General features: G+C 61.1%; 12 protein-coding genes. 1 reads left to right on the forward strand and 11 read right to left on the reverse strand.

The window, feature by feature from the left end; genetic code table 11:
- Nucleotides 1–356 precede the first annotated feature (356 nt).
- A complete protein-coding gene (nadA, locus tag G7025_RS15665; protein ID WP_181080065.1) occupies nt 357–1,415 on the forward strand; it encodes a quinolinate synthase NadA in 1,059 nt (352 codons plus the stop codon).
- Between the two features lie 69 nt (nt 1,416–1,484).
- On the opposite strand, the gene G7025_RS15670 is transcribed toward nadA, so the two are convergent.
- From G7025_RS15670 to arcA, 11 genes are all read right to left on the reverse strand, one after another.
- Nucleotides 1,485–1,973 carry an RDD family protein gene (locus tag G7025_RS15670; protein ID WP_181080066.1) on the reverse strand — a complete coding sequence of 163 codons (489 nt, stop codon included), beginning with the start codon at nt 1,971–1,973 and terminating at the stop codon, nt 1,485–1,487.
- 94 nt (nt 1,974–2,067) lie between these two features.
- Complete coding sequence (locus G7025_RS15675; RefSeq protein WP_014339904.1) at nt 2,068–2,280, reverse strand: cold-shock protein; 213 nt, start codon at nt 2,278–2,280, stop codon at nt 2,068–2,070.
- Nucleotides 2,281–2,676: 396 nt separating this feature from the next.
- The gene (gene gcvT / locus G7025_RS15680; RefSeq protein WP_181080067.1) at nt 2,677–3,801 is read right to left on the reverse strand and encodes a glycine cleavage system aminomethyltransferase GcvT; all 1,125 of its coding nucleotides are present in this window, start codon (nt 3,799–3,801) and stop codon (nt 2,677–2,679) included.
- Nucleotides 3,802–3,840: 39 nt separating this feature from the next.
- Nucleotides 3,841–5,217 (reverse strand): L-serine ammonia-lyase, encoded by a 1,377-nt coding sequence (locus tag G7025_RS15685; RefSeq protein WP_181080068.1) that lies wholly within the window; start codon nt 5,215–5,217, stop codon nt 3,841–3,843.
- A gap of 115 nt (nt 5,218–5,332) precedes the next feature.
- Entirely contained in the window at nt 5,333–8,173 is a 2,841-nt protein-coding gene (gene gcvP, locus G7025_RS15690) for an aminomethyl-transferring glycine dehydrogenase (RefSeq protein ID WP_181080069.1), read from the reverse strand.
- Nucleotides 8,174–8,183: 10 nt separating this feature from the next.
- Nucleotides 8,184–8,567 carry a glycine cleavage system protein GcvH gene (gene gcvH, locus G7025_RS15695; protein WP_181080070.1) on the reverse strand — a complete coding sequence of 128 codons (384 nt, stop codon included), beginning with the start codon at nt 8,565–8,567 and terminating at the stop codon, nt 8,184–8,186.
- A 350-nt stretch (nt 8,568–8,917) separates the two neighbouring features.
- Nucleotides 8,918–10,426 (reverse strand): sigma-54-dependent transcriptional regulator, encoded by a 1,509-nt coding sequence (locus tag G7025_RS15700; RefSeq protein WP_181080071.1) that lies wholly within the window; start codon nt 10,424–10,426, stop codon nt 8,918–8,920.
- A 123-nt stretch (nt 10,427–10,549) separates the two neighbouring features.
- The gene (locus tag G7025_RS15705; protein WP_181080072.1) at nt 10,550–10,912 is read right to left on the reverse strand and encodes a DUF5064 family protein; all 363 of its coding nucleotides are present in this window, start codon (nt 10,910–10,912) and stop codon (nt 10,550–10,552) included.
- Nucleotides 10,913–10,930: 18 nt separating this feature from the next.
- Entirely contained in the window at nt 10,931–11,860 is a 930-nt protein-coding gene (gene arcC / locus G7025_RS15710) for a carbamate kinase (RefSeq protein WP_181080073.1), read from the reverse strand.
- A gap of 88 nt (nt 11,861–11,948) precedes the next feature.
- Entirely contained in the window at nt 11,949–12,959 is a 1,011-nt protein-coding gene (locus tag G7025_RS15715; protein ID WP_034100131.1) for an ornithine carbamoyltransferase, read from the reverse strand.
- A gap of 69 nt (nt 12,960–13,028) precedes the next feature.
- The gene (gene arcA / locus G7025_RS15720) at nt 13,029–14,285 is read right to left on the reverse strand and encodes an arginine deiminase (RefSeq protein ID WP_181080074.1); all 1,257 of its coding nucleotides are present in this window, start codon (nt 14,283–14,285) and stop codon (nt 13,029–13,031) included.
- Nucleotide 14,286 lies beyond the last annotated feature (1 nt).

The following is a 14,286-nucleotide window of genomic DNA, read 5'->3' on the forward strand; positions in this document are numbered from 1 at the left end:
GAAAGTATTAATATCGCGCATAAGAACGCCGGTTTTTTAGATGTGTTTGCTCGCACGAACATCATCCATCAAATCGGCGTTCTTGTTTCTATGTTTCCCGGGATTCCGTGAAGAACCTTTTTTTTGCCCTATGGAATCTTCCCGCAGCCAATATCACACGATGTGCATGCCCCGCGCCGCTTCGGCAGGCACCCGCGAATACTAGATTAGGCTTTTGAATCCATTCGATATTCTGTAGCCTTGCGCTGCTTCACCCGTGCTTGATGAACAATCACTTCGTCCGGCGGCGCCCGAAGGGCTCCAGAGCCGGTGGTACACTCGACTTTCGCGCTACTGCGCCTGCAGGTCTTGCGAACATGACGCAGATTTCCGAACGCCTACTGGTTCAAGCCCACCTCGATGCCAAGCAGCCCAAGGCCCTCAGCGCCGATGAAGAGGCGAGCCTGCGTAGCGCCATCGCCGCCGAGCTCAAGGCTCAGGATGCGGTGCTGGTGGCCCATTTTTACTGCGACCCGGTGATTCAGGCCCTGGCCGAAGAAACCGGTGGCTGTGTCTCCGATTCCCTGGAAATGGCCCGCTTCGGTGCCGCTCATCCGGCCAGGACCGTACTGGTCGCCGGCGTGCGTTTCATGGGGGAGACGGCCAAGATTCTCACCCCTGAAAAGCGCATTCTCATGCCCACACTGGAGGCGACCTGCTCGCTGGACCTGGGGTGCCCGGTGGATGAGTTTTCAGCGTTTTGCGATCAGCACCCCGAGCGTACCGTGGTGGTGTATGCCAATACGTCAGCTGCGGTCAAAGCCCGGGCCGACTGGGTGGTGACCTCCAGTTGTGCGCTGGAAATCGTCGAGAGCCTGATGGACAACGGCGAGACCATCATTTGGGGCCCGGACAAGCACTTGGGCACCTACATCCAGCGCCAGACCGGTGCGGACATGCTGTTGTGGGACGGTGCGTGCATCGTCCACGAAGAATTCAAGTCCAAGCAGTTGGAAGACATGAAGGCGCTGTATCCGGATGCAGCCATTCTGGTGCATCCCGAATCTCCGACGTCGGTGATCGAGCTGGCTGACGCGGTGGGCTCTACCAGCCAGTTGATCGCGGCGGCACAACGTTTACCGAACAAAACCTTTATCGTGGCGACCGACCGCGGCATCTTCTACAAGATGCAGCAGTTGTGCCCGGACAAAGTGTTTGTGGAGGCGCCTACGGCCGGTAACGGTGCTGCGTGTCGTAGTTGCGCACACTGCCCGTGGATGGCGATGAACACGCTGGAGCGCACCCTGCAGTGCCTGCGCGAGGGCAGCAACGAGATCTTCGTCGAGCCTTCCGTGATCCCCCACGCCGTGAGGCCGCTCAAGCGCATGCTGGATTTCACCCAGGCTGCACGCCTGAAGCTGGCCGGTAACGCATAGTCGAACGCGAAAAAAACAGGGCGGGAGGGGCTTGCTCCTCCCGCATTTTGAGCTCGTTCAGGCGGCGGGTTATCTTTTTTGCTTCGGAATCCGCACCAGCTGGGTGTCGGAATAGATGTCATGCCAGCTGCGTTTGTGCTTGTCGAACAGCGACCAGATAAACCCCAGCCCTACACACAACCACGACGCAATTGACACCACAAAGCGCAGCAGCGCCTGCCACAGGCTGATCCGCGAGCCGTCGGCATTCTGCACGCGCACGCCCCACACCTGCATCCCCAGGGTCTGCCCGGAATGGGTCCAGAATTTGGCGAAAAACCCGAACAGTACAAATAACAAAATCGTCGACAGTAATGGGTCTCCATCCAATGCGCCGGATTCGGTAAGCGTGCGCATCCTGGCTTCACCCACGAACGCGATCCAGATCAGTTTGTAGATGAACGCAGTGACGATCATCAGTGCGGTGCACAACAGGAAGTCATAGAACATCGCTGCCAGACGACGGCCCAGGCCCACGGCGGGGAATTCGCCTTGGGGGCTCAGCAAGGGTTTGGACATGGCAGGGCTCTCGGAAGAAAAAAGCCATTTTACGGAATTGCGCCCATAAAAAAGCCCCTGATGTCATATCAGGGGCTTTTTGTCGCAGAGGGAATCAGCCCTCTGCCTGAACTTCGTCAGCCTGCATGCCTTTCTGGCCTTGCACCGCGACGAAGGTCACTTTCTGGCCTTCTTTCAGGCTCTTGAAGCCGTTGCCCTGAATAGCGCGGAAATGCACGAACAGATCCGGACCGCTTTCTGGAGTGATAAAACCAAACCCTTTCTCGTCGTTAAACCACTTGACGGTACCGCTCTGACGATCAGCCATTTTCTTATTTCCTTGACGCTAAAAAATTAATGACAGCCCCTTTCCACACGAAAGAGTACTGGGCTGGGTTGCAGGAAAGTAAGAGACGTCGAACGGGTTGTAGCACAACTACTTCAGCTACTGCCCAGGTCCAGGTTCCAAGCGACCCATGCAAACACAGTGGGCAAACTCTACGCCAACTAATGCGGAAAAAACAAGCCCCGCTCATAGCCCCGTGTTTGCTTGGCTTCGTGCCACTTCGATGAATATAAGTCCACAGGCTTATTCGATAGAATCACTCACTTGTTATAGGTCGAACCAAGTAATAATTCCTATCGTGAATGCACTGTTATATGGCGGTCGCGTTACAGTTTAGTGCGCGTTTACGCGACCTCCGTTACTTATAGAAACAGTTACTCAGCCGCGATAGTAGCGCTGTGGCACAAATGGCAATTTACTTACACGAACCGGCACCTTTTTCCCACGCACCAAGGCAAAGACTTGCGTGTCCAGAGCGGTGAAGGCGCTGTTCAGGTAACCCATGGCCAGGGGGGCGCCCAAGCTCGGGCCGAAGCCGCCGCTGCAGACATGGCCGATCACGGCGCCGTCTTCGCCGACCAGCTCAGCGCCTTCACGTACAGGCGTGCGCTCCTGAGGCAGCAGGCCCACGCGCTTGCGATCCACGCCGACTTGTTGCTGGGTGAAGATCCGATCAGCGCCTGGAAAACCGCCGGCACGCGCGCCGTCGGCGCGGCGTGCCTTTGAGATTGCCCATAGCAGGCTGGCTTCGATCGGCGTGGTCTCAGTATTCATGTCATGGCCGTAGAGGCACAGCCCGGCTTCCAGGCGCAGGGAGTCGCGGGCGCCCAGGCCGATGGGTTGCACTTCGGTCTCGGCCAACAGGCTGCGCGCCAGGCTTTCGGCGCTCGCGGCCGGCACGGAAATTTCAAAACCGTCTTCGCCGGTGTAGCCGGAGCGGCTGACATAGCAATCCACACCCAGCAGGCGCACGGCGGCGAACTGCATAAACGTCATCCTGGTCACTTCCGGCGCCAGGCGCGCCAGCACCTTCACCGCCGCCGGGCCTTGCAGAGCCAGCAGGGCACGCTCTGCAAACAACGGCTCGATGGTGCATTGGTCGCCGATGTGCTTGCGCAGGTGAGCCAGGTCCTGATCCTTGCAGGCCGCGTTGACCACCAGGAACAGTTCGTCGTTACCCAGGTTCGCCACCATCAGGTCATCGAGGATGCCACCCTGATCGTTGGTAAACATCGCGTAGCGCTGCATGCCCACCGGCAGGTCAATGATGTCGACCGGTACGAGGGTTTCCAGGGCCTTGGCGGCATTGGCGCCGGTCAGACGGATCTGACCCATGTGGGACACATCGAACAACCCGGCCTGATCACGGGTGTGCTGGTGTTCCTTCATCACACCCAGCGGGTATTGCACCGGCATGTCGTAGCCGGCAAAGGGCACCATGCGGGCGCCAAGCTCGATGTGCAGGGCATGCAATGGGGTTTTCAACAGGGTTTCGGTGGACATGTTCAGCTCCTGAAAAACGTATTGCCGCGCCTTCGGGCGTCAGCACTCGATAATGTTGACTGCCAAACCGCCACGGGCGGTTTCTTTGTATTTGCTCTTCATATCGGCGCCGGTCTGGCGCATGGTGCGGATGACCTTGTCGAGGGATACGAAATGTTGCCCGTCACCGCGCAAAGCCATGCGCACCGCGTTGATCGCCTTCACCGAGCCCATCGCGTTGCGCTCAATGCAGGGCACTTGCACCAGGCCGCCAATCGGGTCGCAGGTCAGGCCAAGGTTGTGCTCCATGCCGATCTCGGCGGCGTTTTCCACCTGCGAAACACTGCCGCCCAGCACTTCGCACAATGCGCCGGCAGCCATGGAGCAGGCCACGCCGACTTCGCCCTGACAGCCGACTTCGGCGCCGGAGATCGACGCATTTTCCTTGTACAGGATGCCGATGGCGGCAGCGGTGAGCAGAAAGCGCACCACACCGTCTTCGTTCGCCCCTGGGATAAAGCGCATGTAGTAATGCAGCACCGCCGGAATGATCCCGGCCGCACCGTTGGTGGGCGCTGTGACCACGCGCCCGCCGTTGGCGTTTTCTTCGTTGACCGCCAGGGCATACAGGTTGACCCAATCGAGCACCGACAACGGATCGCGCAACGCCGATTCCGGGTTTTTGCACAGTTGACGATGCAGGGCTGCCGCGCGGCGCTTGACCTTCAACCCGCCGGGCAAAATGCCTTCGTTGCGACAGCCAGCGTCAACACAGTCCTGCATGACCTGCCAGATCTTCAGCAGGCCGGCCCGGGTTTCCGCCTCCGGACGCCATGCGCTTTCGTTGGTCAGCATCACCTGGCTGATGGACAACCCGTACGTCGCGCAATGCCCCAGCAGATCCTTGGCACTCTTGAATGGAAAGGTCAGCGGTGTGGCGTCTTCAACAATCCGGTCAGCGCCGGCGGCCCCTTCATCCACCACAAAGCCCCCGCCGACCGAGTAATACTCGCGGCTGCGGATTTGTAGACCGGCGGCATCGAAAGCGCGAAAGATCATGCCGTTGGGATGATAGGCGAGGGGTTTGCGGATCATCGCCAGGTGTTCTTTCTCATTGAACGCGATGCGGTGTTCGCCGAGCAGATTCAAACGGCCATCGCTGCGCATCTGTGCCAGGCGCGTTGCGACGGTTTCAGTATTCACGGTGTCCGGGTGTTCGCCTTCCAGGCCCAGCAGCACGGCTTTGTCGCTGCCGTGGCCTTTGCCGGTGGCGCCCAGCGAGCCATAGAGTTCCACCTTGACGCTGGTGGTGGCGCTCAACAGGCCGTCGCGCTTGAGCCCCTCGACGAATCGAGCGGCGGCGCGCATCGGGCCGACGGTGTGGGAACTGGAGGGGCCGATGCCAATCTTGAACAGGTCGAACACGCTTAAAGACATGAGTTGTTCTCCGGTTTCTTGTTATAGGAGCAGCGGCAAGCTCCAAGCCACAAGCTGCAAGAAAGAGCCATTCGGCTTTTAACTTGCAGCTTGTAGCTTGCCGCTTACAACAGCTTTAGGCATAAAGCTCGATCGACGGGCACGCACACACCAGGTTGCGATCGCCAAACACGTTGTCGACCCGGCCAACCGGTGGCCAGTACTTGCCGTCGATCAACGAGGCCACCGGGTACACCGCCTGTTCACGGCTGTACGGGTGGCTCCATTCGCCCACCAGTTCGGCCGCAGTGTGTGGCGCGTTCTTGAGCGGGTTGTCGTCTTTATCCAGGGTGCCGTTTTCCACCGCGCGAATTTCTTCGCGGATGGCGATCATCGCGTCGCAGAAACGGTCCAGCTCTTCCTTGGATTCGCTCTCGGTCGGTTCGATCATCAGGGTGCCCGCCACCGGGAACGACATGGTCGGGGCATGGAAACCAAAGTCGATCAGACGCTTGGCCACGTCATCCACGCTGATGCCGTTGCTGTCCTTGAGCGGGCGCAGGTCCAGGATGCACTCGTGCGCCACCAGGCCGTTGCTGCCGGTGTACAGCACGGGGTAGTGCTCTTCGAGGCGACGGGAAATGTAGTTGGCGTTCAGGATCGCCAACTGCGAAGCGCGCTTGAGGCCCGCACCGCCCATCATGCTGATATACATCCAGGTGATCGGCAGGATGCTCGCGCTGCCGAATGGCGCCGCGCACACCGCGCCTTCCTTGCGTTCCATGGCCGCATGGCCCGGCAGGAATGGCGTGAGGTGCGATTTGACGCCAATCGGGCCGACGCCCGGGCCGCCGCCGCCGTGGGGAATGCAGAACGTTTTGTGCAGGTTCAGATGGGACACATCGCCGCCGAACTTGCCCGGTGCGCACAGGCCAACCATGGCGTTCATGTTGGCGCCGTCGATGTACACCTGGCCGCCGTTGTCGTGGATGATCGCGCAGATTTCGCGGATGCCTTCTTCGAACACGCCGTGGGTGGACGGGTAGGTGATCATCAGTGCGGCCAGGTGCTCGCGATGCTCGATGGCTTTAGCGCGCAGGTCTTCGATGTCGACGTTGCCACGGGCGTCGCAGGCGGTGACGACCACGCGCATACCGGCCATGTTGGCGGTGGCCGGGTTGGTACCGTGGGCCGACGAGGGGATCAGGCAGATATCGCGACGGGCTTCGCCACGGCTCTGATGGTAGGCACGGATCGCCAGCAGACCGGCGTATTCACCCTGGGAACCGGCGTTCGGTTGCAGGGAGATAGCGTCGTAGCCGGTGGCTGCGCAGAGCATGGCTTCCAGGTCTGCGGTCAGTTGCTGGTAGCCGGCGCTTTGCTCGGCCGGAGCGAATGGGTGCAGGGCACCGAACTCGGCCCAGGTCACCGGGATCATCTCGCTGGCGGCATTGAGCTTCATGGTGCACGAACCCAGCGGGATCATGGTGCGGTCCAGCGCCAGGTCTTTGTCGGCCAGTTTGCGCAGGTAGCGCATCAATTCGGTTTCGGAGTGATAACGGTTGAACACCGGGTGGCTGAGGATCGCCGACTGACGCAGCAGCGTCGCCGGCAGGCAGCTGTCGACCTGGGCATCGAAGGCGGGCAGGGCCTTGCCGTCGGCGAAGATCGCCCACAGCGCCTGGATGTCGGCCTGGGTGGTGGTTTCATCGACCGACAGGCCGACCCGCTCGGCGTCGACCACCCGCAGGTTGATGCGCTGGGCGCGGGCCTTGTCGTGCAGGGCAGCGGTGGCGGCACCAGTGTTGAGGGTCAGGGTGTCGAAGAAGTGCGCTTGCTCGACCTTAACGCCCAGCGCGGTCAGGCCCTTGGCGAGGATGGCGGTCAATTGGTGAATGCGCTGGGCGATCTGCGTCAGGCCTTTAGGGCCGTGGTACACCGCGTACATGCTGGCGATGTTGGCCAGCAACACTTGGGCGGTGCAGATGTTGCTGGTGGCTTTCTCGCGACGGATATGTTGCTCGCGGGTCTGCATGGCCAAACGCAGGGCCGGTTTGCCGAAGCGGTCGACGGACACGCCGACCAGACGGCCCGGCATGTCGCGCTTGAACGCATCCTTGGTCGAGAAGTAGGCGGCGTGCGGCCCACCAAAGCCCAGCGGTACACCGAAGCGCTGCGCGCTGCCGATGGCCACGTCGGCGCCGAATTCGCCCGGTGGGGTCAACAGGGTCAGTGCCAGCAGGTCGGCAGCCACGGCCACCAGGGCGTTGGCGGCATGGAAGCGCTCGGTCAGCTCGCGGTAGTCGAACACATCGCCATTGCTGGCCGGGTATTGCAGCAGGGCGCCGAAGAATGGGCTGGCGTCGCTCAGTTCGCGTTCGTCGCCCACCACCACGTCGATGCCCAATGGCTCGGCACGGGTGCGCAGCACGTCAAGGGTCTGCGGGTGGCTGTGGATCGAGGCGAAGAAGGCATTGCTGCCTTTGTTCTTGCTCAAGCGCTTGCAGAAGGTCATGGCTTCGGCGGCGGCGGTGGCTTCGTCGAGCAACGAGGCGTTGGCGATCGGCAGGCCGGTGAGGTCGCTGATCAGGGTCTGGAAATTCAGCAGCGCTTCCAGGCGGCCCTGGGAAATCTCCGGCTGGTAGGGGGTGTAGGCGGTGTACCAGGCCGGGTTTTCCAGGAGGTTGCGCAGGATCGGCGACGGCGTGTGGCAGTTGTAGTAACCCTGGCCGATGTAGGTCTTGAACAGTTGGTTCTGGCCGGCGATGGCTTTGATCCGCGCCAGCGCCTCGGCTTCGCTCAGGCCGTCTTCCAGGCCGAGCACGCTGGTGCCCTTGATGCTTTCCGGGATCACGCTGGCGCTCAGGGCTTCCAGGGAGTCAAAGCCCAGGCTGGCGAGCATGTGCTGCTCGTCTGCCTGGCGCGGGCCGATGTGGCGGGCGATGAATTCGTTGGCGGTGCTCAATTCAATGGTCATGGCGCGCTCCTCAGGCTTCAGCGTTGGCTTTGATCAGGCGGTCGTACGCATCCTGATCCAACAGCTTAGCCACTGCATTGGCATCGGCCGGTTTAAAGCGGAAGAACCAACCTTCGCCCAGTGGGTCTTCATTGACCAGTTCCGGGCTGTCACTGAGTTTGTCGTTCACTTCGAGCACGTCACCGTCCAACGGCATGTACACGCCGCTGGCGGCTTTGACCGATTCGACGGTGGATGCTTCGGCGCCCTTATCGTAAGTCTGCAACTCCGGCAGTTGTACGAAAACCACATCACCCAGCGCGTTCTGAGCGAAAGCGGTGATGCCCACGGTGACGCTGCCATCGGCTTCGGCGCGCAGCCATTCGTGATCTTCGGTAAAACGCAACTCGCTCATGCAAACTCCTCAGGGCCAGAATTCGTCTGGTGGACGGGATTGGAATAATTAGGAGTTGCTTAGCAAAATCGCGGCCAATGTAATTTAATCCATAAAAATCAAAGGCTTAATAAAATTTGGCGGAAAGGGAGACGCTTTATCTGTAGCGATTTCGCTACAGCTGGGCTGTTGAAAAAAAGCCTATGTGGATCAAAGCCTTGCATGGCGCGCAAAAAACAGGGTTGTAGCGATATCGTTACGCTGTAGCGCTTTCAGTACAGTGAATGTCGTTCTCAGACCAAACCCTGGCAATGCACACAATGTGGGAGGGGCTTGGCGGTGTTCCATAGTCAACTCCCCTGCACCCGGTGTCAGGGCTTGTTGGGAATACCGTACTTGCGCAGTCGATGGGCAATGGCCGTGTGCGAAGTTTGCAGGCGGCTGGCCAGTTGGCGCGTCGAGGGGTAGCTGGTGTAGAGCTTTTCCAGTAGGTCGCGCTCGAAGTCTTCCACGGCCTGTTCCAGGCTGTCGACCTCACCATCGCTCTGACGCGCGACGGAGGTGCCGGCGATGTCCAGGTCGCCGATGTCCACCAGGCTGCTTTCGCAGATCGCCGCCGCGCGAAAGATCACGTTCTGCAACTGGCGCACGTTGCCCGGCCAGCGGTTGCCCAGCAGCGCCGGGTAGGTGCCGGGCGCCAGGCGGCACACCGGACGCTGGATCTGCGCGCAGGCCTGCTGCATGAAATAGCGCGCCAGCAGCAGAATGTCCTGACCACGTTGGCGCAGGGGCGGCACTTCCACGTTGAGCACATTGAGGCGATAGAACAGGTCTTCGCGGAAGGTGCCCTCGCTGACCATTTTTTCCAGGTCGCGGTGCGTGGCGCTGAGGATGCGCACGTTGACCTTCACCTCACGGTCGCCACCGACGCGCCGGAAGCTGCCGTCGTTAAGAAAACGCAGCAGTTTGGCTTGCAGGTACGGTGACATTTCGCCGATTTCATCGAGAAATACCGTGCCCTGGTTGGCCAGCTCCATGAGCCCCGGTTTGCCGCCGCGCTGCGCGCCGGTAAAGGCGCCGGGGGCGTAGCCGAACAATTCGCTCTCGGCCAGGTTTTCCGGCAGCGCCGCGCAGTTCAACGCCAGGAACGGCGCACTGGCGCGTGCGCTGATGGCGTGGCAGGCGCGGGCCACCAGTTCCTTGCCGGTACCGGTTTCGCCCTGGATCAACAACGGCGCGTCCAGCGCCGCCACCCGTTGTGCGCGGGCCTTGAGCGTGCGGATGACCGGGGACTCGCCCAGCAGCGCATCGAAGCCTTCGGCATGGTCGTGGTGCAGGGCCGACAGTTGTTCGCCGATGCGGTTGGGCTGGTAGAGGGTGAGCAGGGCGCCGGCGTCGGTGATGGGTGTGGCGTCAAGCAACCAGGTTTGGCCGTTGACGCTGATTTCGCGCAGCGGCAGGCGAAAGCCTACCTCCAGCAAGGTCTCCAGCAGGGCCGCGTCATTGAACAGCGCGCTGATGCTTTCGCCGGCCGGTTCGCGCCCGTACAGCGCGATCAACGCCGGGTTGGCCAGCAGGATCTTGCCGGCGCTGTCCACGGCCAGCACCGGGTCGGTCATGGCGGCCAGCAGGGCGTCGAGTTGCAGGTGGCGGCGTTGGCCGGGGAGGATGTCCACCACGGTCACTGCTTGCACGCCCTGCACGCTGAACAGCGCGTCACGCAGTTCTTCAAGTACTTCGGCACTCAACGTCGGTGCATCGATATAGACGTTGGGCGGCACCATTTCCACCGCATCCAGGTTGAGGTTACGCCCGCCGAGCAAGGCCAGGACTTCCTGGGTAATGCCGACGCGGTCGATGAAGCTGACGTGGATACGCATGAGGTGGCGTTGGATTCTGGGATGCGGAGGGTGCCCAGTATGCCTTGCAGGCGATAGAGATCAAACTGGGAGGGAGCTTGCCCCCTCCCACAGATCGAACGGTAGTGGGTCAGCGCGACCGGATTATCCCAGGTGTTCGGGTTTGACCGGATCGCCCGATTTCACGTCCAACTGATGCCGCACGTCCTCGAACATCAGGTCGTACTGCTTGTGCATTGAGCCATTGAGTACGGCCATCTTCGGCATCCCATATTTCTGCGCAATGTTCATCGCATGCCGGGCAAAGTCGAAGGCCTGGTCTTTGGGCAAAAAGAACTCTTCCTTGAGGTCCTGGCCCTGGACCGAACCGTGCAGTTTGAACAGCATGCCCTTACCTTCCTTTGGGTCCTGGCTGACTTCGTAATCGATGCACAGGTTGTAGCTGTAGTCATCCTTGTTCAACGCGTGGCGTTCGACGTGCAAGTGTCCCGGTTCAAAGGTAGCCATAGGCGAATCTCCTCTACTTCACAGATAGGTGATGCCAGGTGTCGCCGTGCTGATGCGTGTACCGGCGGTGCCCTGGACGATGGCTTCGATGTCCGAGAGTGAACCGATCACGGCGGTTTTGCCAGTGCGGCGGGCGAACTCGCAGGCGGCCTGTACCTTGGGCCCCATGGAGCCGGCGGCGAAGCCGAGTTTTTCCATGTCGTCGGGGTGGGCCTGGCCGATGGCCTTCTGGGTCGGCTTGCCATAATCGATAAAGGCTGCGTTGACGTCGGTGGCGATCACCAGCAAGTCCGCGTCCAGTTGCGTGGCCAGCAGCGACGAGCACAGGTCTTTGTCGATCACGGCCTCGATGCCCTGCAGTTTGCCGTCTTCGCCATACATCGTCGGGATGCCGCCGCCGCCGGCGCAGATCACGATGGCGCTTTTTTCCAGCAGCCACTTGATCGGGCGAATTTCAAAGATGCGTTTGGGGCGTGGGCTGGCGACCACGCGGCGGTATTTATCGCCGTCCGGGGCAATCGCCCAGCCTTTTTCAGCGGCGAGTTTTTCCGCTTCGTCCTTGGAATACACGGGGCCGATGGGCTTGGTGGGGTGCTTGAACGCCGGGTCGTTGGCGTCCACTTCCACCTGGGTGAGCAGGGTAGCGAACGGCACTTCAAAGTCCAGCAGGTTGCCCAGTTCCTGTTCGATGATGTAGCCGATCATGCCTTCGGTTTCGGCGCCCAGCACGTCCAGCGGGTAGGGCGAGACGCTGGTGTAGGCCGCCGCCTGCAACGACAGCAGGCCGACCTGCGGGCCATTGCCGTGGGCGATCACCAGCTCGTTGCCGGGGTGGATCTTGGCGATCTGTTCGGTGGCGATGCGGATATTGGCGCGTTGGTTGTCCGCGGTCATGGGTTCACCACGGCGGAGCAGGGCGTTACCGCCCAGGGCTACGACGATGCGCATAAAGAATGTCCTTCCAAAGTTCGATGTTGCGAACACAGGACCAATGTGGGCGGGGGCAGGCCCCTCCCACACTTCACCCGTGTAGCCTTTAGATATCCGCCAGCGCCGATACCAGAATCGCCTTGATGGTGTGCATGCGGTTTTCCGCCTGCTCAAAGGCGATGTTGGCCGGCGACTCGAACACCTCTTCGGTCACCTCCACACCATTGGCCAGGTTCGGGTAGCGCGCGGCGATGTCTTTGCCGACCTTGGTTTCGCTGTTGTGGAACGCCGGCAGGCAGTGCATGAATTTCACTCGAGGGTTGCCCGAGGCTTTCATCATCTGGGCGTTGACCTGGTACGGCAGCAGTTGCTCGATGCGCTCGTCCCACGCTTCCACCGGTTCGCCCATGGACACCCAGATATCGGTGTGGATGAAGTCCACGCCTTTCACGGCTTCTTTGGGGTCTTCGGTGATGGTGATGCGCGCGCCGCTTTCCTCGGCGAAGGCCTGGCATTGCTTGATGAAATCTTCATGGGGCCACAGGGCTTTCGGCGCGCCGATGCGCACGTCCATGCCGAGCTTGGCGCCGATCATCAGCAGCGAGTTGCCCATGTTGTAGCGCGCGTCGCCCAGGTAGGCGTAGCTGATGTCATGCAGCGGTTTGTCGCTGTGTTCGCGCATGGTCAGTGTGTCGGCGATCATTTGGGTGGGGTGGAACTCGGCGGTGAGGCCGTTGAACACCGGCACGCCGGCAAACTTGGCCAGTTCTTCGACGATTTCCTGTTCGAAGCCACGGTACTCGATGGCATCGAACATCCGGCCAAGCACGCGCGCGGTGTCTTTCATGCTTTCTTTGTGGCCGATCTGCGACGACACGGGGTCGATGTAGGTGACGTGCGCGCCCTGGTCATGGGCCGCCACTTCGAACGCGCAGCGGGTGCGGGTGGAGGTTTTTTCGAAAATCAGCGCGATGTTCTTGCCTTGCAGGTGCGGACGCTCAGTGCCGGTGTACTTGGCGCGCTTGAGGTCGCGGGACAGGTCCAGCAGGTAATGCAGCTCACGGGTGGTGTGGTGCATCAGCGACAGCAGGCTGCGGTTGCGCATATTGAAAGCCATGATGGATCTCCTTCTGTTTAGGTTATCCCCATGGCCGGCGCCTTATGAGCGGCGGCCATGGCTTGAAAATTAGTAGTCGATTGGGTCGCGGATGATCGGGCAGGTCATGCAGTGGCCGCCGCCACGGCCACGGCCGAGTTCACCGGCGCTGATGGTGATGACTTCCACGCCGGCCTTGCGCAGCAGGGTATTGGTGTAGGTGTTGCGGTCGTAGCCGATTACCACGCCCGGCTCCACGGCCACCACGTTGTTGCCGTCGTCCCACTGCTCGCGCTCGGCGGCGAAGCTGTTGCCGCCGGTCTCGACCACGCGCAGGGCCTTGAGGTTGAGCGCCGCGGCCACGGTCTCGACGAAGTTGGTTTTCTCCCGCTGGATATCGATACCGTGCGGCTTGCTCTCGTCAGGACGCAGGGTAAACGGCACGATCTGATTGACCACTTCAGGGAAGATGGTGACCAGGTCGCGGTCGCAGAAGCTGAACACGGTGTCCAGGTGCATCGCTGCGCGGGACTTCGGCAGGCCGGCGACGATCACGCGCTCCACGGCGTTGTTCTTGAACAGGTTGCGCGCCAGCTGGCCGATGGCCTGGTGGGACGAGCGCTCGCCCATGCCGATCAATACCACGCCATTGCCGATCGGCATCACGTCACCGCCTTCAAGCGTGGCGGCGCCATGCTCCTGGTCAGGGTCGCCGTACCAGATCTGGAAGTCGGCGTTGGTGAACTCGGGGTGGAATTTGTAGATGGCGCTGGTCAGCAGGGTTTCCTGACGTCGCGCCGGCCAGTACATCGGGTTGAGGGTCACGCCGCCGTAGATCCAGCAGGTGGTGTCGCGGGTGAACTGAGTGTTGGGCAGCGGCGGCAGGATGAAGCTGGAGTGGCCGAGGAATTCGCGGAACATCTCGATGGTGCGGCCACCGAAGCTGCTCGGCAGGTCATCGGCCGACACGCCGCCGATCAGGAACTCGGCGATTTTGCGCGGCTCCAGGCTGCGCAGCCAAGAGCCGACTTCATCGACCAGGCCCAGGCCTACCGTGTTGGCGGTGATCTTGCGCGCCAGGATCCAGTCCAGCGCCTCAGGGAGGGCGACGATATCGGTCAGCAGGTTGTGCATTTCCAGCACATCAATGTCCCGCTCGCGCATCTTGGTGACGAAATCGAAATGGTCGCGCTTGGCCTGCGCCACCCACAGCACGTCATCGAACAGCAGTTCATCGCAGTTGTTGGGGGTCAGCCGCTGGTGGGCCAAACCGGGGGAGCACACCATGACTTTGCGCAGTTTGCCGGCTTCGGAGTGGACGCCGTACTTCACTTTTTCCGTGGTCATT

Source organism: Pseudomonas lurida (genome assembly GCF_013522705.1).
GTDB lineage: Bacteria > Pseudomonadota > Gammaproteobacteria > Pseudomonadales > Pseudomonadaceae > Aquipseudomonas > Aquipseudomonas quebecensis.

What these genes read in the sequence shown, in the direction of transcription:
- gcvP (WP_181080069.1), bottom strand. Translation starts at nt 8,173, where the DNA reads ATGACCATTGAATTGAGCACCGCCAACGAATTCATCGCCCGCCACATC.
- G7025_RS15700 (WP_181080071.1), bottom strand. Translation starts at nt 10,426, where the DNA reads ATGCGTATCCACGTCAGCTTCATCGACCGCGTCGGCATTACCCAGGAA.
- G7025_RS15675 (WP_014339904.1), bottom strand. Translation starts at nt 2,280, where the DNA reads ATGGCTGATCGTCAGAGCGGTACCGTCAAGTGGTTTAACGACGAGAAA.
- nadA (WP_181080065.1), top strand. Translation starts at nt 357, where the DNA reads ATGACGCAGATTTCCGAACGCCTACTGGTTCAAGCCCACCTCGATGCC.
- G7025_RS15670 (WP_181080066.1), bottom strand. Translation starts at nt 1,973, where the DNA reads ATGTCCAAACCCTTGCTGAGCCCCCAAGGCGAATTCCCCGCCGTGGGC.
- gcvH (WP_181080070.1), bottom strand. Translation starts at nt 8,567, where the DNA reads ATGAGCGAGTTGCGTTTTACCGAAGATCACGAATGGCTGCGCGCCGAA.
- gcvT (WP_181080067.1), bottom strand. Translation starts at nt 3,801, where the DNA reads ATGTCCACCGAAACCCTGTTGAAAACCCCATTGCATGCCCTGCACATC.
- G7025_RS15705 (WP_181080072.1), bottom strand. Translation starts at nt 10,912, where the DNA reads ATGGCTACCTTTGAACCGGGACACTTGCACGTCGAACGCCACGCGTTG.
- G7025_RS15715 (WP_034100131.1), bottom strand. Translation starts at nt 12,959, where the DNA reads ATGGCTTTCAATATGCGCAACCGCAGCCTGCTGTCGCTGATGCACCAC.
- arcC (WP_181080073.1), bottom strand. Translation starts at nt 11,860, where the DNA reads ATGCGCATCGTCGTAGCCCTGGGCGGTAACGCCCTGCTCCGCCGTGGT.
- G7025_RS15685 (WP_181080068.1), bottom strand. Translation starts at nt 5,217, where the DNA reads ATGTCTTTAAGCGTGTTCGACCTGTTCAAGATTGGCATCGGCCCCTCC.
- arcA (WP_181080074.1), bottom strand. Translation starts at nt 14,285, where the DNA reads ATGACCACGGAAAAAGTGAAGTACGGCGTCCACTCCGAAGCCGGCAAA.